17 protein-coding genes and 1 pseudogene are annotated in these 19,599 nt (G+C 36.3%); 9 read left to right on the forward strand and 9 right to left on the reverse strand.

What is annotated here, in order from left to right:
• Window positions 1-24: 24 nt before the first annotated feature.
• The 8 genes from AA977_RS02155 to AA977_RS02190 all read right to left on the reverse strand — a co-directional run bounded on the left by AA977_RS02155 (window position 25) and on the right by AA977_RS02190 (window position 8,970).
• Window positions 25-1,920 carry a motility associated factor glycosyltransferase family protein gene (locus AA977_RS02155; protein WP_064434406.1) on the reverse strand — a complete coding sequence of 632 codons (1,896 nt, stop codon included), beginning with the start codon at window positions 1,918-1,920 and terminating at the stop codon, window positions 25-27.
• A gap of 25 nt (window positions 1,921-1,945) precedes the next feature.
• A complete protein-coding gene (locus AA977_RS02160; RefSeq protein WP_064434407.1) occupies window positions 1,946-2,713 on the reverse strand; it encodes a TerB family tellurite resistance protein in 768 nt (255 codons plus the stop codon).
• A gap of 9 nt (window positions 2,714-2,722) precedes the next feature.
• The gene (locus AA977_RS02165) at window positions 2,723-3,037 is read right to left on the reverse strand and encodes a hypothetical protein (RefSeq protein WP_014534757.1); all 315 of its coding nucleotides are present in this window, start codon (window positions 3,035-3,037) and stop codon (window positions 2,723-2,725) included.
• Window position 3,038: 1 nt separating this feature from the next.
• Window positions 3,039-4,526 carry a DUF5644 domain-containing protein gene (locus tag AA977_RS02170; RefSeq protein WP_064434408.1) on the reverse strand — a complete coding sequence of 496 codons (1,488 nt, stop codon included), beginning with the start codon at window positions 4,524-4,526 and terminating at the stop codon, window positions 3,039-3,041.
• Between the two features lie 11 nt (window positions 4,527-4,537).
• The gene (locus AA977_RS02175; RefSeq protein ID WP_064434409.1) at window positions 4,538-5,026 is read right to left on the reverse strand and encodes a hypothetical protein; all 489 of its coding nucleotides are present in this window, start codon (window positions 5,024-5,026) and stop codon (window positions 4,538-4,540) included.
• The gene (locus AA977_RS02180) at window positions 5,011-6,747 is read right to left on the reverse strand and encodes a M3 family oligoendopeptidase (RefSeq protein WP_064434410.1); all 1,737 of its coding nucleotides are present in this window, start codon (window positions 6,745-6,747) and stop codon (window positions 5,011-5,013) included. The genes AA977_RS02175 and AA977_RS02180 overlap by 16 nt, the downstream gene beginning before the upstream one ends.
• Window positions 6,748-6,837: 90 nt before the next feature.
• Complete coding sequence (locus AA977_RS02185) at window positions 6,838-8,088, reverse strand: cation:proton antiporter (RefSeq protein ID WP_064434411.1); 1,251 nt, start codon at window positions 8,086-8,088, stop codon at window positions 6,838-6,840.
• Between the two features lie 321 nt (window positions 8,089-8,409).
• Window positions 8,410-8,970 (reverse strand): outer membrane beta-barrel protein, encoded by a 561-nt coding sequence (locus tag AA977_RS02190; RefSeq protein ID WP_021436323.1) that lies wholly within the window; start codon window positions 8,968-8,970, stop codon window positions 8,410-8,412.
• Window positions 8,971-9,389: 419 nt separating this feature from the next.
• Between AA977_RS02190 and modA the strand changes: the two genes are divergently transcribed.
• From modA to AA977_RS02210, 3 genes are read left to right on the forward strand one after another with little or no spacing between them, the layout of a single operon-like run.
• Window positions 9,390-10,130 carry a molybdate ABC transporter substrate-binding protein gene (modA, locus tag AA977_RS02200; RefSeq protein WP_064434413.1) on the forward strand — a complete coding sequence of 247 codons (741 nt, stop codon included), beginning with the start codon at window positions 9,390-9,392 and terminating at the stop codon, window positions 10,128-10,130.
• 23 nt (window positions 10,131-10,153) lie between these two features.
• Entirely contained in the window at window positions 10,154-10,828 is a 675-nt protein-coding gene (gene modB, locus AA977_RS02205; protein ID WP_064434414.1) for a molybdate ABC transporter permease subunit, read from the forward strand.
• Window positions 10,825-11,622, forward strand: coding sequence for an ATP-binding cassette domain-containing protein (locus AA977_RS02210; RefSeq protein WP_064434415.1), 798 nt, complete (start codon window positions 10,825-10,827; stop codon window positions 11,620-11,622). Before modB ends, AA977_RS02210 begins: the two co-directional genes overlap by 4 nt.
• 244 nt (window positions 11,623-11,866) lie before the next feature.
• Here the strand turns inward: AA977_RS02210 and gltX are convergent, their stop codons facing one another.
• Complete coding sequence (gltX, locus tag AA977_RS02215) at window positions 11,867-13,258, reverse strand: glutamate--tRNA ligase (protein ID WP_064434416.1); 1,392 nt, start codon at window positions 13,256-13,258, stop codon at window positions 11,867-11,869.
• A 147-nt stretch (window positions 13,259-13,405) separates the two neighbouring features.
• Here gltX and AA977_RS02220 point away from each other — a divergent pair, with 147 nt between their 5' ends.
• The 6 genes and pseudogenes from AA977_RS02220 to AA977_RS08200 all read left to right on the forward strand — a co-directional run.
• Entirely contained in the window at window positions 13,406-15,043 is a 1,638-nt protein-coding gene (locus AA977_RS02220; RefSeq protein WP_064434417.1) for a class I SAM-dependent methyltransferase, read from the forward strand.
• The gene (locus AA977_RS02225; RefSeq protein ID WP_064434418.1) at window positions 15,009-15,857 is read left to right on the forward strand and encodes a glycosyltransferase family 9 protein; all 849 of its coding nucleotides are present in this window, start codon (window positions 15,009-15,011) and stop codon (window positions 15,855-15,857) included. The genes AA977_RS02220 and AA977_RS02225 overlap by 35 nt, the downstream gene beginning before the upstream one ends.
• A gap of 45 nt (window positions 15,858-15,902) precedes the next feature.
• On the forward strand, window positions 15,903-17,702 hold the full coding sequence (typA, locus tag AA977_RS02230) for a translational GTPase TypA (RefSeq protein ID WP_020972133.1): 1,800 nt from the start codon (window positions 15,903-15,905) through the stop codon (window positions 17,700-17,702).
• A 15-nt stretch (window positions 17,703-17,717) separates the two neighbouring features.
• Entirely contained in the window at window positions 17,718-18,647 is a 930-nt protein-coding gene (locus tag AA977_RS02235) for a DNA adenine methylase (RefSeq protein ID WP_064434419.1), read from the forward strand.
• 2 nt (window positions 18,648-18,649) lie between these two features.
• Window positions 18,650-19,273: a GIY-YIG nuclease family protein gene (locus tag AA977_RS02240; protein WP_064434420.1), complete on the forward strand. Its 624-nt coding sequence runs from the start codon at window positions 18,650-18,652 to the stop codon at window positions 19,271-19,273.
• 92 nt (window positions 19,274-19,365) lie between these two features.
• Window positions 19,366-19,485, forward strand: a pseudogene (locus AA977_RS08200) (hypothetical protein); the annotation flags it as partial.
• Window positions 19,486-19,599 lie beyond the last annotated feature (114 nt).

The following is a 19,599-nucleotide window of genomic DNA, read 5'->3' on the forward strand; positions in this document are numbered from 1 at the left end:
GTTATTATAGTGTAAAAATAAAAATCATGGTTGTTTAAGTTGCATTTGCAATAACAAACAAGCTTCTTTAAGGAATTGTTTTAGGGTATTTTGAGAATGGTTAATGAAATGTGTCAGCTCATTTTCTTTGAGATGTAATGAAACGATTAAAACGCTTTGCAAGATGTGCGCGATACTCCCTTCAAATAAAATGCCTATGGTGGGGTTTTTAGCGCTGGTTGTTTGGCACAATATATTCAAATTATCCACCCATTCAAACACTTCTTGTTTGCTTTGGCAGGGCGTGTTTAAAGATTTTAAAAAACTTTCTTTAAAATCAATAAGGTTTTTTTGCAAATTTTTTAAATCTTTGGCATGGTGATTTTGGGGGCTAAACATGGTTTTAATGCGAGTAATAGCTTCTTGTTTGTTGCAATTTTTTAATTGGATTTGAGAGTGATCCATGCTAAAGGCATGCTTGATTTTAGCCCCATAGCTCAGATTATAGACTTTTTTAGGCTTATAATAAATAAGGGCTTCTTCAATCCTTTCTTTAGAGAGTAAAAAGAGCGAGTCGCTAAAAGTTTCATAGCCTTTAACATTACCCTCCACGCTGATTAAAGATGAAAAATCAATTTCTTTTTCATTTTCATAATAGGAATTTTTAGCGTGTTTTTTAAACCCTTTGATATAAGCGCAATCTAAAGCGCACAAATAGATTTCATTGCTCATCAAACTCGCTAAAGCCACCCCAGCATTGCCCACAAAAGGCGCTGCGTATTCCACGCTTAAAGGGCTTATATACGCGCAAGCACTCCCCCCACGCATGAACATCAACGCTTCTTTGGCTAGATTAAAGGCGTTAGGATTGAGCATGTTAGCCCCTATTAAAGGGGTGTCTTTTAGGGGGGCTTTTTCTAAAACCTCTTTAAGATAATCAATGCGCTCCACTTCTATTTGAAAATCCACTTTAACGCCATGCGTTTTTAAAGGCTTTAAAGCGGTTCCGCATGAAAAAATGATGCAATTTTCTTCATTTTCTTTTAAAAAGGGTAAGAGTAAATCCAAACTTGGCCCATTACCCACCACGCAAATAGGGGCGTTAATCTTTTTGGGTTTGGTTTTTAGGGTTTTGTATAGGGGTAAGTTTTTAAGCGTGTTTTTAAACCCTAGCCATTCATCTTCAAAACTCCCCCAACCCCTTAAGGCTTGTTTGTAATAGCTTTGAATGTTTTCTTGCATGTGCAAATTAAAAGCGCTTTTATAGGGCATGATTTCTAGTTTCAAAAAAGAATGCGTAACAGGGCGTTTTAAAAAATCCATTTTCAATTCATTAGGGTTAAAAAACCCTTGAATAAAGAGTTTAGCCCCTTTTATCATCAAATCTTCATAACGCACAAAATAGCAACTGATTTTAAACAGATCTAAATTTTCTTCAAACAAATAAAGCGAATGGAAGCGGTAATGTTGAGCCTGTAAAATAGCCAAAAACAAGCCGTCTAAAACGCCATAAATCATGGTAGGGGGTAAGAATAGCCCTAAAGAGCAAGGCGTGTGAGTTTGATTTAAAAAGTTTGAGATCGCATGCGTGGCTTTAAGGGTTAGGGGGAGTTTGTGGTTGTTTTGAGTTTTTAAATAATGTAAAGAGAGGCGGTTATTGTCTAATGACCATCTGGGGTTATTCAAGGGGTTAGAAGCCATGTTGAAAGCGGTTTCTATCATTTGATTTTTAGGGTAGCTTAAAGCGTTTGTTGGCGTGTGTAAGAGATTGAAATGATTTGTTTCAAAAAGCAATTGGTAATTTTTAAAAGGCGTATTGAGGGCGTTAAACAGATTGGGGTGATAGGATTTGAAAAAAATTAAATTATCCCTAAAACGCTTTGAAATTTCTTTTTCTAAAAAGGGTGCATCAAAAGATTCTAGGGCTTTTAAAAAGGGCATTCAATAGCCTTTTTCATTATACCCCTTATGAGTCTTTTAAATTATTTTCTAAAAGTTGAGAAGCGAGAGCGATTTTTCTCAAAGAGACAAATTCTTGCTCGTTGTAGCGTTTGTTGTCATTCATTTTGTGGTAATAGAGAGCGCTCAAATCCAAGGCTTTTTTCTCTAATACTTGTGCGGTGGTGGTAGTTTGGATTTCAAAAAGATTTTGTGCATCTTCTAAAGACATGGGGATTTCTATTGAATTGAAGCGTTCAAAATTGTCATAAAGCTCGTTAAAATCGTGATTGTCTATCTGCAAAAACGCCCCCACATCTAAAAACAATTCTTTTTCTTTGCTATCTAATATCCCATCAGCATAGGCTAGTAACATCAAAAATTCCACTAATTTTAGGCGTTTGGTGTATTCCCCATGCGTGTGATCAGCGATTTCTTGGCATAAGGATTCAAAATTTTCTTTTTTATCCACAGGCTCATTAAGAAGCTCTTTAGCTAAATTTTGTTGCTCGGTGTTTAAAGATCGCTCTAATTCATTGATAAAAAGCGTTCTTAAGGCGTTATCCAAAGCGTTTTTTTGAATGTCTAAAAACTTTAAAAGTCGCATATACGCGCCAACTTGGGTTTGCTTGAATTTGTCTAGGGGGCTGGATTGCACTAACAAATAGGGGTCATCTTTCAATTCGTATTCTTCGGTTTTGGCCTTAGGGTTTAAGGGGTTTTTCAAATATTCTTTGAGGGTGTTGTAAAAATAAAATAACACAATCGCTGCGACAATTAATAAAATGATTTCCATGTTTTTCCTTTATGAGTATTTTTTCATTTGTTCTTTAAGGTCTTGTTTTTGCTTGCTCTCTCGCTCTTTTTTGGCTTGATAAAGACGCATTTGCTCTTCTTTTTGCTTGTCTTGTAAGATCATTTTCCTTTCATGGTTTTTTTTAAGCCGTTCTATGTATTCTTCTCGTTTTTCTGGGTCTTGGAAACTCACAGGGCGGATAAAAAAGACAAATAAAATTAAGATAAAGATCCCTAAAGCGATCATTTCAGAGCCTTCGCCATTGAAAGCATACCAAAGCCCGCCCATCAAAGAAGCGAGCGCGAGTTTTAAAAAAGCGTTCATTTTAAATGAAAGTAATTTGATGATAATGCTCTTCAAGCCCTAGGGCTTGCTTGTTTTTTTCTCCCATAGCCATTAGCGCGATTTGGGGTAAAAATAAGGTAGGGGTGTTGTCATTATCTCTTTTGTAAATTTTTGAAGCTTTAAGGCTCAAATTTTCAAAAGCGTGAAAAAGCCCTAAAGAATGCGTAATTAAAAAATCCGCCCCTAAATCAATCCCTAAATAGCGTAAATGCGCGCATTGGAATAAGCCGCTTGTTTCATTGGATTCTAAAAGAGGGGCGTAATTTTGAAAGGATTCTAAAAAATTAGGGCTTTTTAAATGGATTTTATTGAAAAAATGATCGCTTTTTTTAATGCGAGAAAATTCAGCCCCTAAAAACGCATCAAAAGGGCTTTTCAATTCCCATGCCAAAAATGCATTAACCCACTCATTAAGATAGACGACCTCAACGCCTTTTTCATAAACGAGCTGGTATTTTTTCAATTTTTCATTGACAGAGTTGATGATTTCAGGGTTGTTGTCTAAAATTTCTTTAGCATGCAAGATATTCAAATACGCATCTTCTTCGCAAAAAATGAGCGAAACGCCATTGGCTTTAGCTAAAGCCAGATTGTACGCACAAGCCGTGAGAAAATCATGCGTGCTGATAATCTTCCCATAATAGCCCCCATCATAACAAAAAGGCAGATCAATGGTTTTTTGCCCCATTTTTTCTAAATAGAGCTTAGTGCTTTTTAAAAGAGGTTGCGCGTTTAAATGCTTCGCATAAGCGTTAAAGAGCGTGCAAGTTTTGGGGGGGTTAGGCGTTTTAGGAGGGTTAGGGTTGTATTGAAAAAGGCTTAAAAGATTTTTAGCAAAATCCTTCCATGGCTTGATTGTGGAATTGGTGAGCATTTCTTGCAATTCATAGATCTCATGGTCAATATTATCATCGTTTTTATAGAGATAACGCGCCACGCTTAAAAAATTCATCACACCGCTTTCAGGCTTAGAAATCATTTCTAACAATCGGTTCCGCTCTGTGGGGTAGCGTTTCATCAGCCATTTAACATACAAGAAAAAGCCATCGCCTAAATACTTGGGGTTGGTTTGGGGGTTGATGAAATTGATTTGAATGAATTTTTCTAATTCTTCTTTTTCGCCTTTCGTGATGTAGGGGACTTGCTTGAAAAAATCTTCATAGTTTTTTAAAACTTCCTTTTCATCAATCGTCAAATCTTTTAAAGCGTATCGTTTGGATAATGGCTCTAGCACCCACTCTTTAGAAAAAAACGCCACCAAATCGCTCACTTTAGCGTCTTCAAACACTGCAATTTGGTTGATCTTAAGCGCGATGTTTTCATTATAGCTCACGCCTTTGAGTTGTTTTAAAAGATCTAAAAGGTATTGATCTTCTTGGTATTCTAAAAAATAGGACTCATAAGCAGGGTTGTAATCTTTTTTGGCTTCAAAACGAAAGACTTTTAAATGCAATTTCAAAACGCTCATCAATTTTTCCTTTAGCTTTTGTGTAAATTTTCTAAAATCGCACGATTTTTGGAGTTAGAAAACAGAGCCTTTTTAGAATCTAACCATTCTTTAGACTCTATTTCGTCTTTCTTTGGCTCTTGAAAGGGTGGTTCTTCTTTTTGAAACACTTCACACGAATCGCAACGATTGAATAAAACGATGTTTTCATTTTTTTCTTTGATGAGGATTTGAATGACGCCAGGAAACTTTACTTGAACCACGCTACCGATATTATTAGGGCCAAACCCAGCTTCAAATTGCACGCTTTGTGTGTCAATCATCAAGCTTTCTAAAGTGTATCCGGCTAAAACAAACAGCACCAAGGGACCGAATTTTTCTTGGATTTCTTCAGGGAGCTTGGGGGAAAAATCAATCGCATCTCTTTCACACAAAAGGTTAAAACTCAAATGGTGTTTAGACAAAAATTGCAAGTATTCCATGCAATGTTTGTTGTTTAAAAGCCTTAATTCTCTTTGCATGCGAGCAGCCTTTCAAATTCTTCTAACAAATGGCGCACCTCTTGCATGCCAATTTCCCAAAATTCTTTGCTATCAATGTCAAAACCAAACATCAACACCAATTCCCTAGGGCTTTTTGACCCTCCTAAACTTAAAAATTCCGTGTAGGTTTTAACAAAACTTTTAGCATCGCTTTTCTTATAAAGCCCATAAAGCGCTAAAGTTAAAAGCTGCCCGTAACTATAAGCGTAGCAATAAAAAGGCGAATGGATAAAATGGGGGATATAGCTCCACCACAAATGGTAGTTTTTAGTGAGTTTCACGCTCTTTTCAAACATTCTTTGGTTTTCTTCAAACCAGATTTTATCAAAATCTTTGGTGTCTAACTCTTCATCAATCTCATGGATTCTTCTTTCAAAATTAGTCATCACCACTTGCCTAAAAAGCGTAGAAAAAATATCTTCTAACTTGCCTGCAAGCATGAAAAGGAGTTCATCTGGTTTTAAATTCTTTTTCAAATGTTCAAAAAGCAGCATTTCAGAAAAGACAGAAGCGGTTTCTGCGGTGGTTAAGGGGGTATCCATGTTTAATACGCCTTGTTTTTTAGACAATTCTTGGTGGATCATATGCCCGAATTCATGAGCGATCGTGAAAGCGTCTCGGCGGTTTCCCGTGTAGTTTAATAGCACATAAGGGTGAGCGCTAGGGACTGCACCATGGCTAAAAGCACCGCCTTGTTTAAACTCTTTAGGGTGTGAATCCACCCACCCCTCTTTGATCGCTTTAGAAGCGATTTTATGAAATTCTGGGCTAAAGGCTTTAAGGGCTTTGAGCACTTCTTCTAAAGCTTGAGAATAAGTCATGGTGATACTTTCAGCGTTTAGGGGGGCGTAGCGGTCGTAATCTTTGAGCTTATGCCCTAAAATTTGCGCTTTTTTGTGGTAGTAACGATGCACTAGAGAAAAATGAGCGTTCACAATCTCTATCATGCTATCCACACTCTCTTGCGAGATCTGGTTGTCAATGTGGCGGAAACTTTCTTTTTTGTCGTATTTTCTCAGTTTGGTCCCAATGAGCAAATCCTTACGCACCATGTTTAAAATATAAGTGAGCAAAGGGCGGGATTTTTCTAACACCTTGCTGAAAGCTTTTTGCGATTTTTTACGGATCTTGCGTTTAGGGTTGTGCAAGAGGGCTAAAACCTCTTCTTCGCTCAAAACTTGATCTTCAAAAGGGATTTTTAAAGAAGAAAAATGCTCATCAAAAAGACGGCTAAACGCGCCCACTCCCACAGGTGAAAGGGCTAGGGCGATCTTCTCTTCATCTAAATTTAGGGTGTGTTTTTTCTTTTCAATAAGATTGTTCAAATAAAAAGCATGATCTTTGCACTTTTTGATGAAAGCGAGCTGTTTTTTAGAGTCCAAATTCTTAAATTCAATTTCAAAGAATAAAAGATGCTGTTGGATATTCGTGCAAGCCATTTCGCATTGCGAATAAAACTTCGCTTCTTTGGAATTTTTAGCAAAGAGTAATTGAGCGTAAGTCATCGCTTTAGAGATTTTTTCTAACAAGTTTTCATAATGTTTAAGCGTGTTGGCAAATCCTGTAGCATCTAAGGTTTTAAGGTTGTTTTGATGAGCGCTCTCAAATTCTTGTGCTTCTGTTTGTAAGGTTTTTAAAAATTCTTCTGCACTTTCTTTGTTTTCAAATAAAGCGCTCAAATCCCATTCTTGCTCTTTCATAAAAGCCCCCTTTGTTAGTATAGTTAATAGGCTTGTATTTTAACATAACACTGACAATACAAGCAAACTTACCATTTGGTTTTTGTGCAATTATTTTTTAACCGGCTCATTTTCTTGGCTCTTTTGGTGCAAAATAAATTGAGCGATGGAATCTAGGTATTTTAAAATAAAAGGGGTTGCTAACATAGAAAAGACAACCATAAGAATGAGGAGTTGGTGGATGTCATTTTGAGCGATATTTAAGATATTTTTTTGGTGCAAAAAACCAAGAATCCCTTTTTTTTCTTGCAAATTAAAGAGTTGGTGAGAGCCTGAATTTAAAAAGATCACAAAAGAAAACTCCCCAATTTGTGCTAAAGAAAGGGCGGTTTTTATGGCAGTTTTAGAGTCTCTAAAAAAACGCAAAAGCGCATAAATAATGAAAGTTTTAAAACCCATCACTAAAATGAGTAAAAAAATGACCACAAAGAACTTCTCTACAAAGAAACTAATGTTAATCTGCATCCCTATCGTAATAAAAAAAAGGGCTAAAAAGAGGTTTTTTAATTGCGCGAATTCTTCTTGAACATTGATTTTATAGCGCGATTTAGAAATCGCCATGCCTACAATGAACGCTCCTAAAGACATAGAAAACCCAAAAAAATGGCTTAGCCCGGCTGCGCTGCAAACAATCACTAAAATCGTGCCTATAAAAATCTCAGGCAAGCGCGTGTCTTTTGCTTGTTCTAAGATGAGATTAGCCCCTTTTTTTCCAGGTAGTAGTAAAAGAACTAAAATAATTCCTGCTGAAATCAGGGTTTTTAGGATAAGGAAACTAACATCAGAATCCTTACTGCCTAGAATCGTCAAAATTAAAAGCATGGGAATGGCTGCAATATCTTGAAAGATTAAAATCCCCACCGCGCTCTTTCCCATAGGCGTGCTAAGCTGTTTGGAATCTTCAAAGAATTTCAGCACAATGGCGGTTGAAGAGAGCGAAAGCCCCATGCCTAAAACAAGGGAAAAAATAGGCGAAAGACCCAGAACAAAATACCCCACTAAAAAAGCGATTAAAACGCATAAAATGACCTGTAAAAGCCCAAAAACCAGCACCTCTTGTTTGATGGATTTGAGTTTGTCAAAATTAAATTCAATGCCTATCATAAACATTAAAAAAACGATACCAAATTCGCCAATATCAGACAACAAATTAAAATCATTGATTTTGAAAAAAGCCGCTAAAACCGTTCCTGTGCAAATGTAACCAATAATGACAGGCATGTCTAATTTCTTTAAAAAGATTCCAAAGCCTACAGCAAGCCACAAACCAGCAATAACAATATAAAGTGTGCTATTTTCCATAAAAACCTTTCCCCGGGTAGAATCTATTTGTCCTAAAGAAATAAAAGTAAAACTATCTTAATAAATTGATCCATTAAATAACACTATTAAATTAAATAATATCTAATCAAACATATAAATAATTATTATTTAAATCTTACTAAACCCACCTTTAAACGCCACCAAACGCAAACATTATATTAGAAAATAAAAATTTAAATATTGAGATTATACTGCACTAAGGCAAACTTTCTATTGATGAAAAAAGATTTTTTTAAAACCCCAACCTTTAAGAGTTGGCTAGGGTTTGATTGGATGAAGAAGAGCGAATGAAAGAATGGATTAGAAAGTGAAAACATAATCCACATACCAAGAATAGTAGCGGATAAGCCCTACATCTTTACTGCCTTGATTAACCATAGGGAATTTCACGCCCGCTTCAAACGCGCTGCGATCCCCAACGCGCATTCTCCCACCTAAATTCCATAAGAACTGGAATCTGGTTTGATTGACATCATAGGGGAACATCCAAGTGTTCCCGGCTAATTGAACGCCACCAATGAGACCTAGCGCGAATTTATCCAAAGGAATGAGATTGACAATCAAATCGCCACCGCCACCATAAGTGAGCAAATTGGTTTTGGTGTGTTCAGTCCCTGAAGTGTTAAACCAATCTAAAAAGCCATACACCCTCGCCCCAAACCATTTATTGGCAAAACCTACAAAACCTAATTTAAAGTTTAAACCATAAAGGTCATTACCATGACGCCAATCAGAGTAATTGCTGTTATAAGGACCATAGCGACCTTGTTGATAACCCGCACCCATAAAAAACCCATTCACTTCGCCAGCCATCGCTAAGCTCGTGCTCAAGCTTAAAATACAAGCAATTTTTTTAATCATAATAAATCCTTCTTGTTGAATTAAAGTTACACCCTAAAATCGGTTATTTTTCTAAAAGATTTAATTTTTTATCCCAACAGCACGAAAAACTCTGTCCTTTAGGGTGCAGTAAGTGTATAGCTGTGCTGTTAGGCTATATTTAAGCTAAAAGATAGCAAAATACCTCTAGTCTTTTTGGGGCAGGAAATGTCCATGCAGACTTTAAAAAACAAAGCCTTTCGTGTTAGTGTCCGTTGGGACGCTTTAGTTAGGAAGCCCTTTGCTTTAGAAAGGGGCGGTTTCACAAAAGATGAAAATTTGAGAGCGAAAATGTTGGTTAAATCATGGATAAGCGGCACACACCCACAAACGATCTCAAACTTTTAAGATACAAATTAGGTATAATCACCAACTTCAATCATTTAATCAAAGGGAGTTTGATGAAAAATACTTTCAAAGCGTTTATCTTTTTAACCGTATTTTTCTCAAACGCTCTATTGGCACAGGATTTAAAAATCGCTGCCGCTGCCAATCTTACGCGTGCTTTAAAAGCCCTTGTTAAAGAATTTCAAAAAGAACACCCCAAAGACGCTATTAGCATTAGCTTTAATTCTTCAGGCAAACTCTACGCTCAAATCACCCAAAACGCCCCTTTTGATTTATTCATTTCAGCAGATGTTGCCAGACCTAAAAAGCTTTATGAAGAAAAAATAACCCCCTTTAAAGAAGAAGTTTATGCTAAAGGCGTGTTGGTTTTATGGAGTGAAAATCTAAAAATGGATTCTTTAGAGATCCTTAAAGACCCTAAAATTAAGCGTATCGCTATGGCTAATCCTAAATTAGCCCCTTATGGAAAAGCCAGCATGGAAGTCTTAGATCGTTTAAAACTCACTTCTAGCCTTAAATCTAAAATCATTTATGGCGCTTCTGTTTCTCAAGCCCATCAATTTGTCGCTACTAAAAACGCTCAAATAGGCTTTGGAGCGTTATCCTTGATGGATAAAAAAGATAAAAACCTTTCTTATTTCATCATTGATAAAACCCTTTATCACCCCATTGAGCAAGCCTTGATCATCACTAAAAATGGGGCTAATAACCCTTTAGCCAAAGTTTTTAAAGATTTTTTATTCAGCCCTAAAGCCAGAGCTATCTTTAAAGAATACGGCTATATCGTGGATTAAAGTGCAAAAAAGAAAGACAAACAATGGATAGTGAGTTTTTGATCACCATGCGTTTGAGCTTTTCTTTAGCTTTCATTACCACTCTTATTTTACTCCCTATAGGGATTTTTTTAGGCTATTTTTTGAGCCTTAAACGCAATCTTTTAACGAGCTTCACAGAAACGCTTGTGTATATGCCTTTAGTTTTACCCCCAAGCGTGCTAGGGTTTTATCTTCTTTTAATTTTTTCGCCTTCTTCTTTTTTGGGAGCGTTTTTACAAGATGTTTTCAGCGTGAAACTTGTTTTTAGCTTTCAAGGGCTTGTTTTAGGGAGTGTGATCTTTTCCTTACCTTTTATGGTAAGCCCTATTAAAAGCGCGCTGATTGCCTTGCCTGCTTCTTTAAAAGAAGCCAGTTATAGCTTGGGTAAAGGGGAATATTACACTCTTTTTTTTGTCCTACTCCCTAACATTAAACCCAGTCTGTTAATGGCCATCATTACAACCTTTACGCACACTATAGGCGAATTTGGCGTGGTGATGATGCTTGGGGGCGATATACTAGGCGAAACACGAGTGGCTAGCATTGCGATTTTTAATGAAACGGAAGCGCTCAATTATCCTAAAGCCCATCAATACGCCTTAACGCTCACGCTCATCAGTTTTAGCCTCTTATTTGTTACCCTATTTTTGAATAAAAAACAAAGCTCGTTTTTATGATAAAAGCGCGGTTTAAAAAACGCCTTTTAGGATCTAGGGGCGCGTTTGATCTGGATATAGACTTAGAAATCAAAGGACCAGAAATTGCCGCTTTATTAGGAGAATCTGGAGCGGGTAAAAGCACGATTTTACGCATTTTAGCAGGGCTTGAAGCAGTGAGCAATGGCTATATTGAAGTCAATCATTCGGTATGGCTAGACACTCAAAAAAAGATTTTTTTAAAACCACAACAACGAAAAATCGGCTTTGTGTTTCAAGATTACGCCCTATTCCCGCATTTGAATGTGTATCAAAACATCGCCTTTGCTTATCCTAAAGATACAAATAAAATCCATGAAGTGTTGCACTTAATGCGTTTAGAAAATCTAAGCCAGCAAAAAATTTCCCAACTCTCTGGCGGGCAAGCCCAACGAGTCGCTTTAGCAAGGGCTTTAATCGCAGCTAAGAATTTATTGCTTTTAGATGAGCCTTTAAACGCCTTAGATAACGCCTTAAAAAACGAAGTGCAAGAAGGTTTGCTTGATTTTATCAAGCGTGAAAATTTAAGCGTGTTATTGGTCAGTCATGATTTAAACGAAATAACCAAACTCGCGCAAACTTTTCTTTTTTTAAACAACGGCGTTATTGATCCTAATCAAGAAAGTCTGCCTTTTTCAAACCGCTTATGGATAAAACCTCTCTTTGAAGATAGAAATTATTGTCATTATGAGGTTGTTCCTCAAACGATCACTTTGCCAAAAGACTGCCTAAACCCAACTTTTAAGCTTGATTTTAATCAAAACAAAAAATTTTAGATAAAATCTTTTTTAATGTTCTCTTAAAACCCTCTTATTTTTCAAAAAAACAAACTCCATGCACCCGTTTTAGCATTAAAAGTAACGCTAGAGTTTTAGGGGGTTACTTTATGATAACCGCTTGAATTTTCTAATTAAAAGACTTTGTTCTCATTAAAATACGGGTAACTTAACGCTAAAAGTTGTCGCTCAATTCAAATCAAACTTTTTATGATTGACGCTTAATGAAAAGAGAATTAATCTTTTAGCCTTTCAAAAACTTCTCTATCCTTTTAACGCTCTCTGTTTGGCCTAAAATAAAAAGCGCTTCTTTAAGGCCTATCCCGCCCCCTTTACCCAAAAGGGCTAATCTTAAGGGCTGCATAAAACTACTCGCTTTAATCTTTTCTTCTTCAATAATCTTGTGAATAGCGTTTTCTAAAGCGTTTTCATCATTGAAATCAGCTTGATTCAATTCTAGTTTGAATTTTTCTAACAAGGGCGTAACGAGCACTTGATCAAGTTTTTTCAAAACCTTTTCTTCATACTCCATAGGGGCGATTAAAACCTCATCTATTTTAAGGGCTAATTCTTTTAAGGTTTGAGATCTTTCTTTGAGAGCGTCCAACAAGCGATCCAATTGAGTGGGGTTTAAATGCGAAAGATCGCTAAAATTAAAAGGTTTTAAAAGTTTTAACAATTCTTGCGCGCTTTGGGTTTTCAAATAATGGGCGTTGAGCCAATTGAGCTTGTGCCAGCTAAAGCAACTGGGCGAAGAATTTAAATCTTTAGGGTCAAACAACTCCAATAATTCTTGCATGCTAAAAATCTCTTTATCCTTATAGCTCCACCCCAAACGCGCTAAAAAATTGATTAAAGCCTCTTTGAGATAGCCCATTTCTTGATAATCCATCACATTAGTGGCCCCATGGCGTTTGCTTAATTTTTGCCCTTCTTCATTTAAAATCATTGGCACATGGAAAAAATTAGGGATTTTAAAATTTAAAGCCTTATAAAGCGCGATTTGTTTAGGGGTGTTAGAAAGGTGATCATCGCCTCTAATCACATCAGTAATCCCCATTAAAGCGTCATCAATGGTAACCACAAAGTTATAAGTGGGCGTGCCATCACTTCGTGCGATGATAAAATCGTCCAGTTCGCTAGTATTCACCCTTACTTCGCCCTTAACCCTATCATTAAAACAGATAATCTCATTTTGCGGGATTTTAATCCTTACGACAGGCTCTATGCCTTTAGGGGGCGTGCCTTTAAAATCACGATAACGATTATCATAGCGTGGGGTTTCTTTCCTAGCTTTTTGCTCTTCTCTTAGAGCGTCCAACTCATCTTTACTCATATAGCAATAATAGGCTTTGTCTTCATCTAAGAGTTTTTGGATATATTCTTTATAGATTTCAAAGCGTTTGGATTGGTAGAGAATCTCTCCATCGTATTCTAACCCTACCCATTTGAAAGCCTCTATAATGGCGTTAGCCGCTTCTATGGAGTTGCGACTCAAATCCGTGTCTTCAATGCGTAGAAAAAATTTCCCTTGATTAGCTCGTGCAAAAAGATAATTAAAAATGGCTGTTCTTAAGCCCCCTATGTGGAGGTAGCCAGTGGGCGATGGAGCGAAGCGCGTAACAATCAAACTCATTATTCTAACCTTAATCATAAAATGCTCTTATTGTATTCAAAAATGGCTTAAAAATTGTTTCACCCGCTTTTCTATTGAAATTAGTGTATGATTGAGATTATTTTTAATTAGGATAACCATGCAAAAAATCGTATTCTCTTCGGGCAAATGCCTTCAAACGCTCTTACTATTGAAGAAATCGCTCGCTTAATCAATGTTTCTCATAGCAGCGTGCATAACTGGATCAAAACCAATCTTTTAGAAAAACTAGAGATTGATCGTAAAATTTATGTCAAAACAAGCTCTTTTTTAGATTTTTGTCATAATCATTTAGGAAAAAATAAGCTTAACAAATACGCTAACAAATCCTTAAAAGGCACGCATAACCACCAAGAATTGATTTTAAAATACCTAGAAATATTAGAAAATAGCTCTGATTTGGAAAATTTGGGTTCTTATTATGAAGAAGAGCTTTCTAATACCACCAGAAATTTAGAAGGCATTTACTACACTCCTAATAAGATCATAGAGCAACTATTCACTCTCCCTAAAGATTTTGATACCTCTCAAGCGGCTTTTTGCGATCCGGCTGTGGGGAGCGGGAATTTCGTCATGCATGCTTTAAAACTGGGTTTTAAGGTTGAAAATATCTATGGCTATGATACAGACGCTTTTGCTGTCGCTTTGACTAAAAAGCGCATTAAAGAGCGTTATGATTTAGATTGCCCTAATATTGTGCAAAAAGATTTTTTGAGTTTGAAACACACCCCACAATTTGATTGCATTTTCACTAACCCGCCATGGGGTAAGAAATACCATCAAAACCAAAAAGAAAATTTCAAACAGCGTTTTAACCTTTCTCAAAGCCTGGATAGCGCGTCGCTCTTTTTTATGGCGAGTTTGGATTGTTTGAAAGAAAACGCTCATTTAGGGCTATTATTACCGGAAAGTTGTTTGAATATTGATGTGTTTAAAAAAATGCGAGAAATGGCTCTAAAGTTTCAAATTAGAAGCCTGATTGATTTTAACAAACCCTTTAAATCTCTAATGACTAAAGCTGTGGGTTTAGCGCTTAAAAAAACCCCTAATAAAAATCAAAAAATCTCATGCGTTTATCAAAATAAATCATTCAAACGCTCGCCCTCTTCTTTTTTAAACAACCCTAAAAAGATTTTTAATATCCATTGCTCTAGCAAAGAAAATAAGATTTTAGACCACCTTTTTTCCATTCCCTATATCACCTTAAAAAATAACGCTCATTTTGCTTTAGGGATTGTTACGGGCAACAATAAAGAAAGATTGCACTCCAAACAAGAAAAAAATACCATTCCTATTTTTAGAGGTTCAGATATTTTAAAAGACAGATTAAAAGCCCCTAGCCAATTCATTGACGCTGATTTAAAAAATTGCCAGCAAGTCGCTCCCTTAAGTCTTTATCAAGCTAAAGAAAAAATCGTGTATAAATTCATTTCTTCAAAGCTTGTCTGTTTTTATGACAACAAGCAACGCCTTTTTTTAAACAGCACAAACATGTTTGTTTTAAAAGAAAATTTCCCTATCAATGCCCATGCGTTAAAAGAATTATTAAACAGCGATTTAATGCAATTTATTTTTGAATCGCTTTTTAAAACGCATAAAATTTTAAGAAAAGATTTAGAATGCTTGCCCTTATTTGCACAATTTATTAACGATAATTTTGATGAAAAATTTTATTTAAAAAATTTAGGGATAGAAAAAAAAGACTCTAAACATTTCACCATCAGGAAAAACCATGCACATCGCTTGTCTTTTGGCGTTAGGGGATAATCTCATCACGCTTAGCCTTTTAAAAGAAATCGCTTTCAAACAGCAACAACCCCTTAAAATTCTAGGCACTCATTTGACTTTAAAAATCGCCAAACTTTTAGAATGCGAAAAATATTTTGAAATCATTCCTGTTTTTGAAAATGTCCCTGCTTTTTATGATCTTAAAAAACAAGGCGTTTTTTGGGCGATGAAGGATTTTTTATGGTTGTTAAAAGCGCTTAAAAAGCACCAAATCAAGCGTTTGGTTTTAGAAAAACAAGATTTTAGAAGCGCTCTTTTATCCCAATTTGTTTCCATAACCACTCCAAATAAAGAAATTAAAAATGTTTATCAAAACCGCCAGGAGTTGTTTTCACAAATTTATGGGCATGTTTTTGATAACTCTTCATATTTGATGAGCTTAAAAAACCCCCAAAAAATTTTAATCAACCCTTTCACAAGAGAAAATGATAGAAATATTTCTTTAGAGCATTTGCAAATCATCTTAAAACTTTTAAAACCCTTTTCTGTTACGCTTTTAGATTTTGAAGAACGATACGCTTTTTTAAAAGATGAAGTCGCTCGCTATTGCACTAAAACCAGTTTAGAGGAGGTTAAAAACCTCATTTTAGAAAGCGATTTGTATATAGGGGGGGATTCGTTTTTGATCCATTTAGCTTACTATTTAAAGAAAAATTATTTTATCTTTTTTTATAGGGATAATGACGATTTCATGCCGCCTAATTGCAAGAGTGAAAATTTTTTAAAAGCCCATAAAAGCCCTTTTATAGAACAGGATTTAGCCAAAAAATTCCGCCATTTGGGGCTATTATAATATTGTGTTATACTTCTAAAATCAATTTTGCTTGTTAGGACATTTATGAAAAATATTAGAAATATCGCTGTAATCGCGCATGTTGATCATGGAAAAACCACTTTAGTAGATGGCTTGCTTTCTCAATCTGGCACATTTAGTGAGAGGGAAAAAGTGGATGAAAGGGTGATGGATAGCAATGACTTAGAAAGAGAAAGAGGTATTACTATTCTTTCTAAAAACACCGCTATTTATTATAAAGACACTAAAATCAATATCATTGACACTCCTGGGCATGCTGATTTTGGGGGCGAAGTGGAGCGCGTTTTAAAAATGGTGGATGGGGTGTTGCTTTTAGTGGACGCTCAAGAAGGGGTCATGCCTCAAACTAAATTCGTGGTTAAAAAGGCTTTGAGTTTTGGAATTTGCCCTATTGTTGTGGTGAATAAAATTGACAAGCCTGCCGCTGAACCAGATAGAGTGGTGGATGAAGTTTTTGACTTGTTTGTAGCGATGGGGGCTAGCGATAAACAATTGGATTTTCCTGTAGTGTATGCTGCTGCTAGAGATGGCTATGCAATGAAAAGTTTGGATGATGAAAAGAAAAATTTAGAGCCTTTGTTTGAAACGATTTTAGAGCATGTGCCAAGCCCTAGCGGGAGCGTGGATGAGCCTTTGCAAATGCAAATTTTTACGCTTGATTATGATAATTATGTGGGGAAAATCGGTATCGCTAGGGTGTTTAATGGCTCGGTTAAAAAGAATGAAAGCGTGCTGTTGATGAAAAGCGATGGGAGTAAAGAAAATGGCCGTATCACTAAGCTCATAGGTTTTTTAGGGCTGGCTAGGACTGAGATTGAAAACGCTTATGCGGGCGATATTGTAGCGATCGCTGGGTTTAATGCAATGGATGTGGGCGATAGCGTCGTTGATCCCAATAACCCCATGCCTTTAGATCCCATGCATTTAGAAGAGCCAACGATGAGCGTGTATTTTGCTGTCAATGATTCGCCTTTAGCCGGTTTGGAAGGCAAGCATGTTACTGCCAATAAATTAAAAGACAGGCTCTTGAAAGAAATGCAAACCAATATCGCTATGAAATGCGAAGAAATGGGCGAAGGCAAGTTTAAAGTGAGCGGGCGTGGGGAATTGCAAATCACTATCTTAGCCGAAAATTTACGCCGTGAAGGGTTTGAATTTAGCATTTCACGCCCTGAAGTCATCATTAAAGAAGAAAATGGCGTTAAATGCGAGCCTTTTGAGCATTTAGTGATTGACACGCCTCAAGATTTTAGTGGGGCTATCATTGAGAGATTGGGCAAAAGAAAAGCCGAGATGAAAGCGATGAATCCCATGAGCGATGGCTATACAAGGTTGGAATTTGAAATTCCTGCAAGGGGGCTTATTGGTTATAGGAGCGAGTTTTTGACGGACACTAAAGGCGAAGGCGTGATGAATCATAGCTTTTTGGAATTCCGCCCTTTTAGCGGGAGCGTGGAATCGCGCAAAAATGGGGCTTTAATTAGCATGGAAAATGGCGAAGCGACCGCTTTTTCCCTTTTTAATATCCAAGAAAGAGGCGTGCTTTTTATCAACCCCCAAACTAAGGTTTATGTGGGCATGGTTATTGGCGAACACAGCCGGGATAATGATTTAGATGTCAATCCCATCAAATCCAAACATTTAACCAACATGAGAGCGAGCGGGAGCGATGATGCAATCAAACTCACCCCGCCTAGGACTATGGTGCTAGAAAGAGCGTTAGAATGGATTGAAGAAGATGAGATTTTAGAAGTTACGCCTTTGAATTTAAGGATTAGGAAAAAGATTTTAGACCCCAACATGAGGAAAAGGGCGAAAAAATAAATAGAATTTTTTGGAATGCATGCGGATTTATTCAACCAAAACGCTAGTAAAAAAGATGTTTTTTTGTACAATTTACGCTCTAGTAATGGGCGTTACAAACGCTACATAAAAGCCCCTTTAAGATATGGTGGGGGCAAGTCTTTAGCTGTAGGGTTAATAGTTGAATATATACCTAATAATGTGCGTAGGATCATTAGCCCTTTTATAGGTGGAGGAAGCGTAGAAATTGCATGCACAGCAGAATTAGGTTTAGAAGTATTAGGCTTTGATATTTTTGATATTTTAGTGAATTTTTATCAAGTGTTGCTCAAAGACAAACAAGTTCTTTATGATAATTTGCTCTCTTTAGAACCTACGCAAGAAACTTACAACACTATCAAACAAGAGTTAAAAGCCCATTATAAAAAAGAATGCGTTTTAGACCCTTTAATTTTGGCTAGAGATTATTACTTTAACTTTAATTTAAGCTATGGGCCGGGATTTTTAGGGTGGATGAGTAAAATTTATACTGATAAACAACGCTATCTAAACGCCCTTTTAAAGATTAAAGATTTTAACGCCCCTAGTTTAAAGGTAGAATGTTCTAGTTTTGAAGAAGTTTTGCTCGCTTATCCTAATGATTTTTTCTATCTTGACCCTCCTTATGTGTTAGAAAATTCTAAAATGTTTAAGGGGATTTATCCTATGCGTAATTTTCCTATCCACCACAATGGTTTTAAACATGAAGTATTAGCTCACATGTTAAAAAGGCATAAAGGACCATTTATTTTAAGCTATAATGACTGCGAATTCGTAAGGAATGCTTATAAGGATTTTAAAATTTTAGAGCCATCTTGGCAATACACTATGGGACAAGGCGAAACCAGAATGGGTAAAAATCGTTTAGAAAGAGGCGACAATAATCATGTTAAACAATCTCATGAATTATTGATTATCAAGGAGTAAAAATGCATATCAGTGAAGTCAAAACTGCCTTTAAAATCGCTGATGTAGAATATGTAAAAGACAGCACAAAGTTAAATTTCAACTATCTTAAAGATTTAAAAGATGAGAACAATCAATCTTTGCCTAAAAGTATTTTAACGCAAAATGTGGCTAGAGTGTATTTAATTGTAGTGGATGGTGAAATTAAAAAAATCGGTGGCTCTCAAGCGGATGGAGGGATTAAAAGCACGCTCAATATTTATAGAGATGGAGGAGTCAAAGGGAGACCTAGCATCAGAAGTTTTGGCGTGTGGTATTTTCTTTATCATACGATACTCACAGGGGCTAAAATAGAATTTTATATGATTTATCAGCCTAATTTTGAAACTCAAGTGAAAGGCTTGTTTGGTTTTCATGCAATCAAAGACGCGAGTATCAGCTATAAACTTTTAGAGCAAGCTTGCCTGACGGATTATAGAAACAGTAGTGATGACGCATTACCTGAATGGAATGTGCAAGAACAGGGCAAAGATTGGCCAAATGACATTAAAGATGAGCATGCCTATATCACTCAAGAAGCTCAAAATATAGAAAAAGTCGTCCATAGAAAAGCGATTGACAAACCTGGCGGAAACTTAAAAGATTAGGGCAATAGTTTTAACCTAATCTCCAATTAAGCTATTTTAAAAAATTAAATAAAGATTTCTATAATTGGAGAGATTATTCATGCGCTCTCTAGCTTTTAGAAAGAGCGTTGGAATGGATTGAAGAAGATGAGATTTTAGAAGTTACGCCTTTGAATTTAAGGATTAGGAAAAAGATTTTAGACCCCAACATGAGGAAAAGGGCGAAAAAATAGCCAACTTCAAACGCATTTTTGAAAAAAATATGATTGGGGGGTTAAGGCATCGCAAAATACCCCCTATTTTGTGGGTTTTGTGTAAAACGATAAAATGCGATGGCAAAATGCGAT

Source organism: Helicobacter pylori (assembly GCF_001653455.1).
GTDB classification, from domain to species: domain Bacteria; phylum Campylobacterota; class Campylobacteria; order Campylobacterales; family Helicobacteraceae; genus Helicobacter; species Helicobacter pylori_A.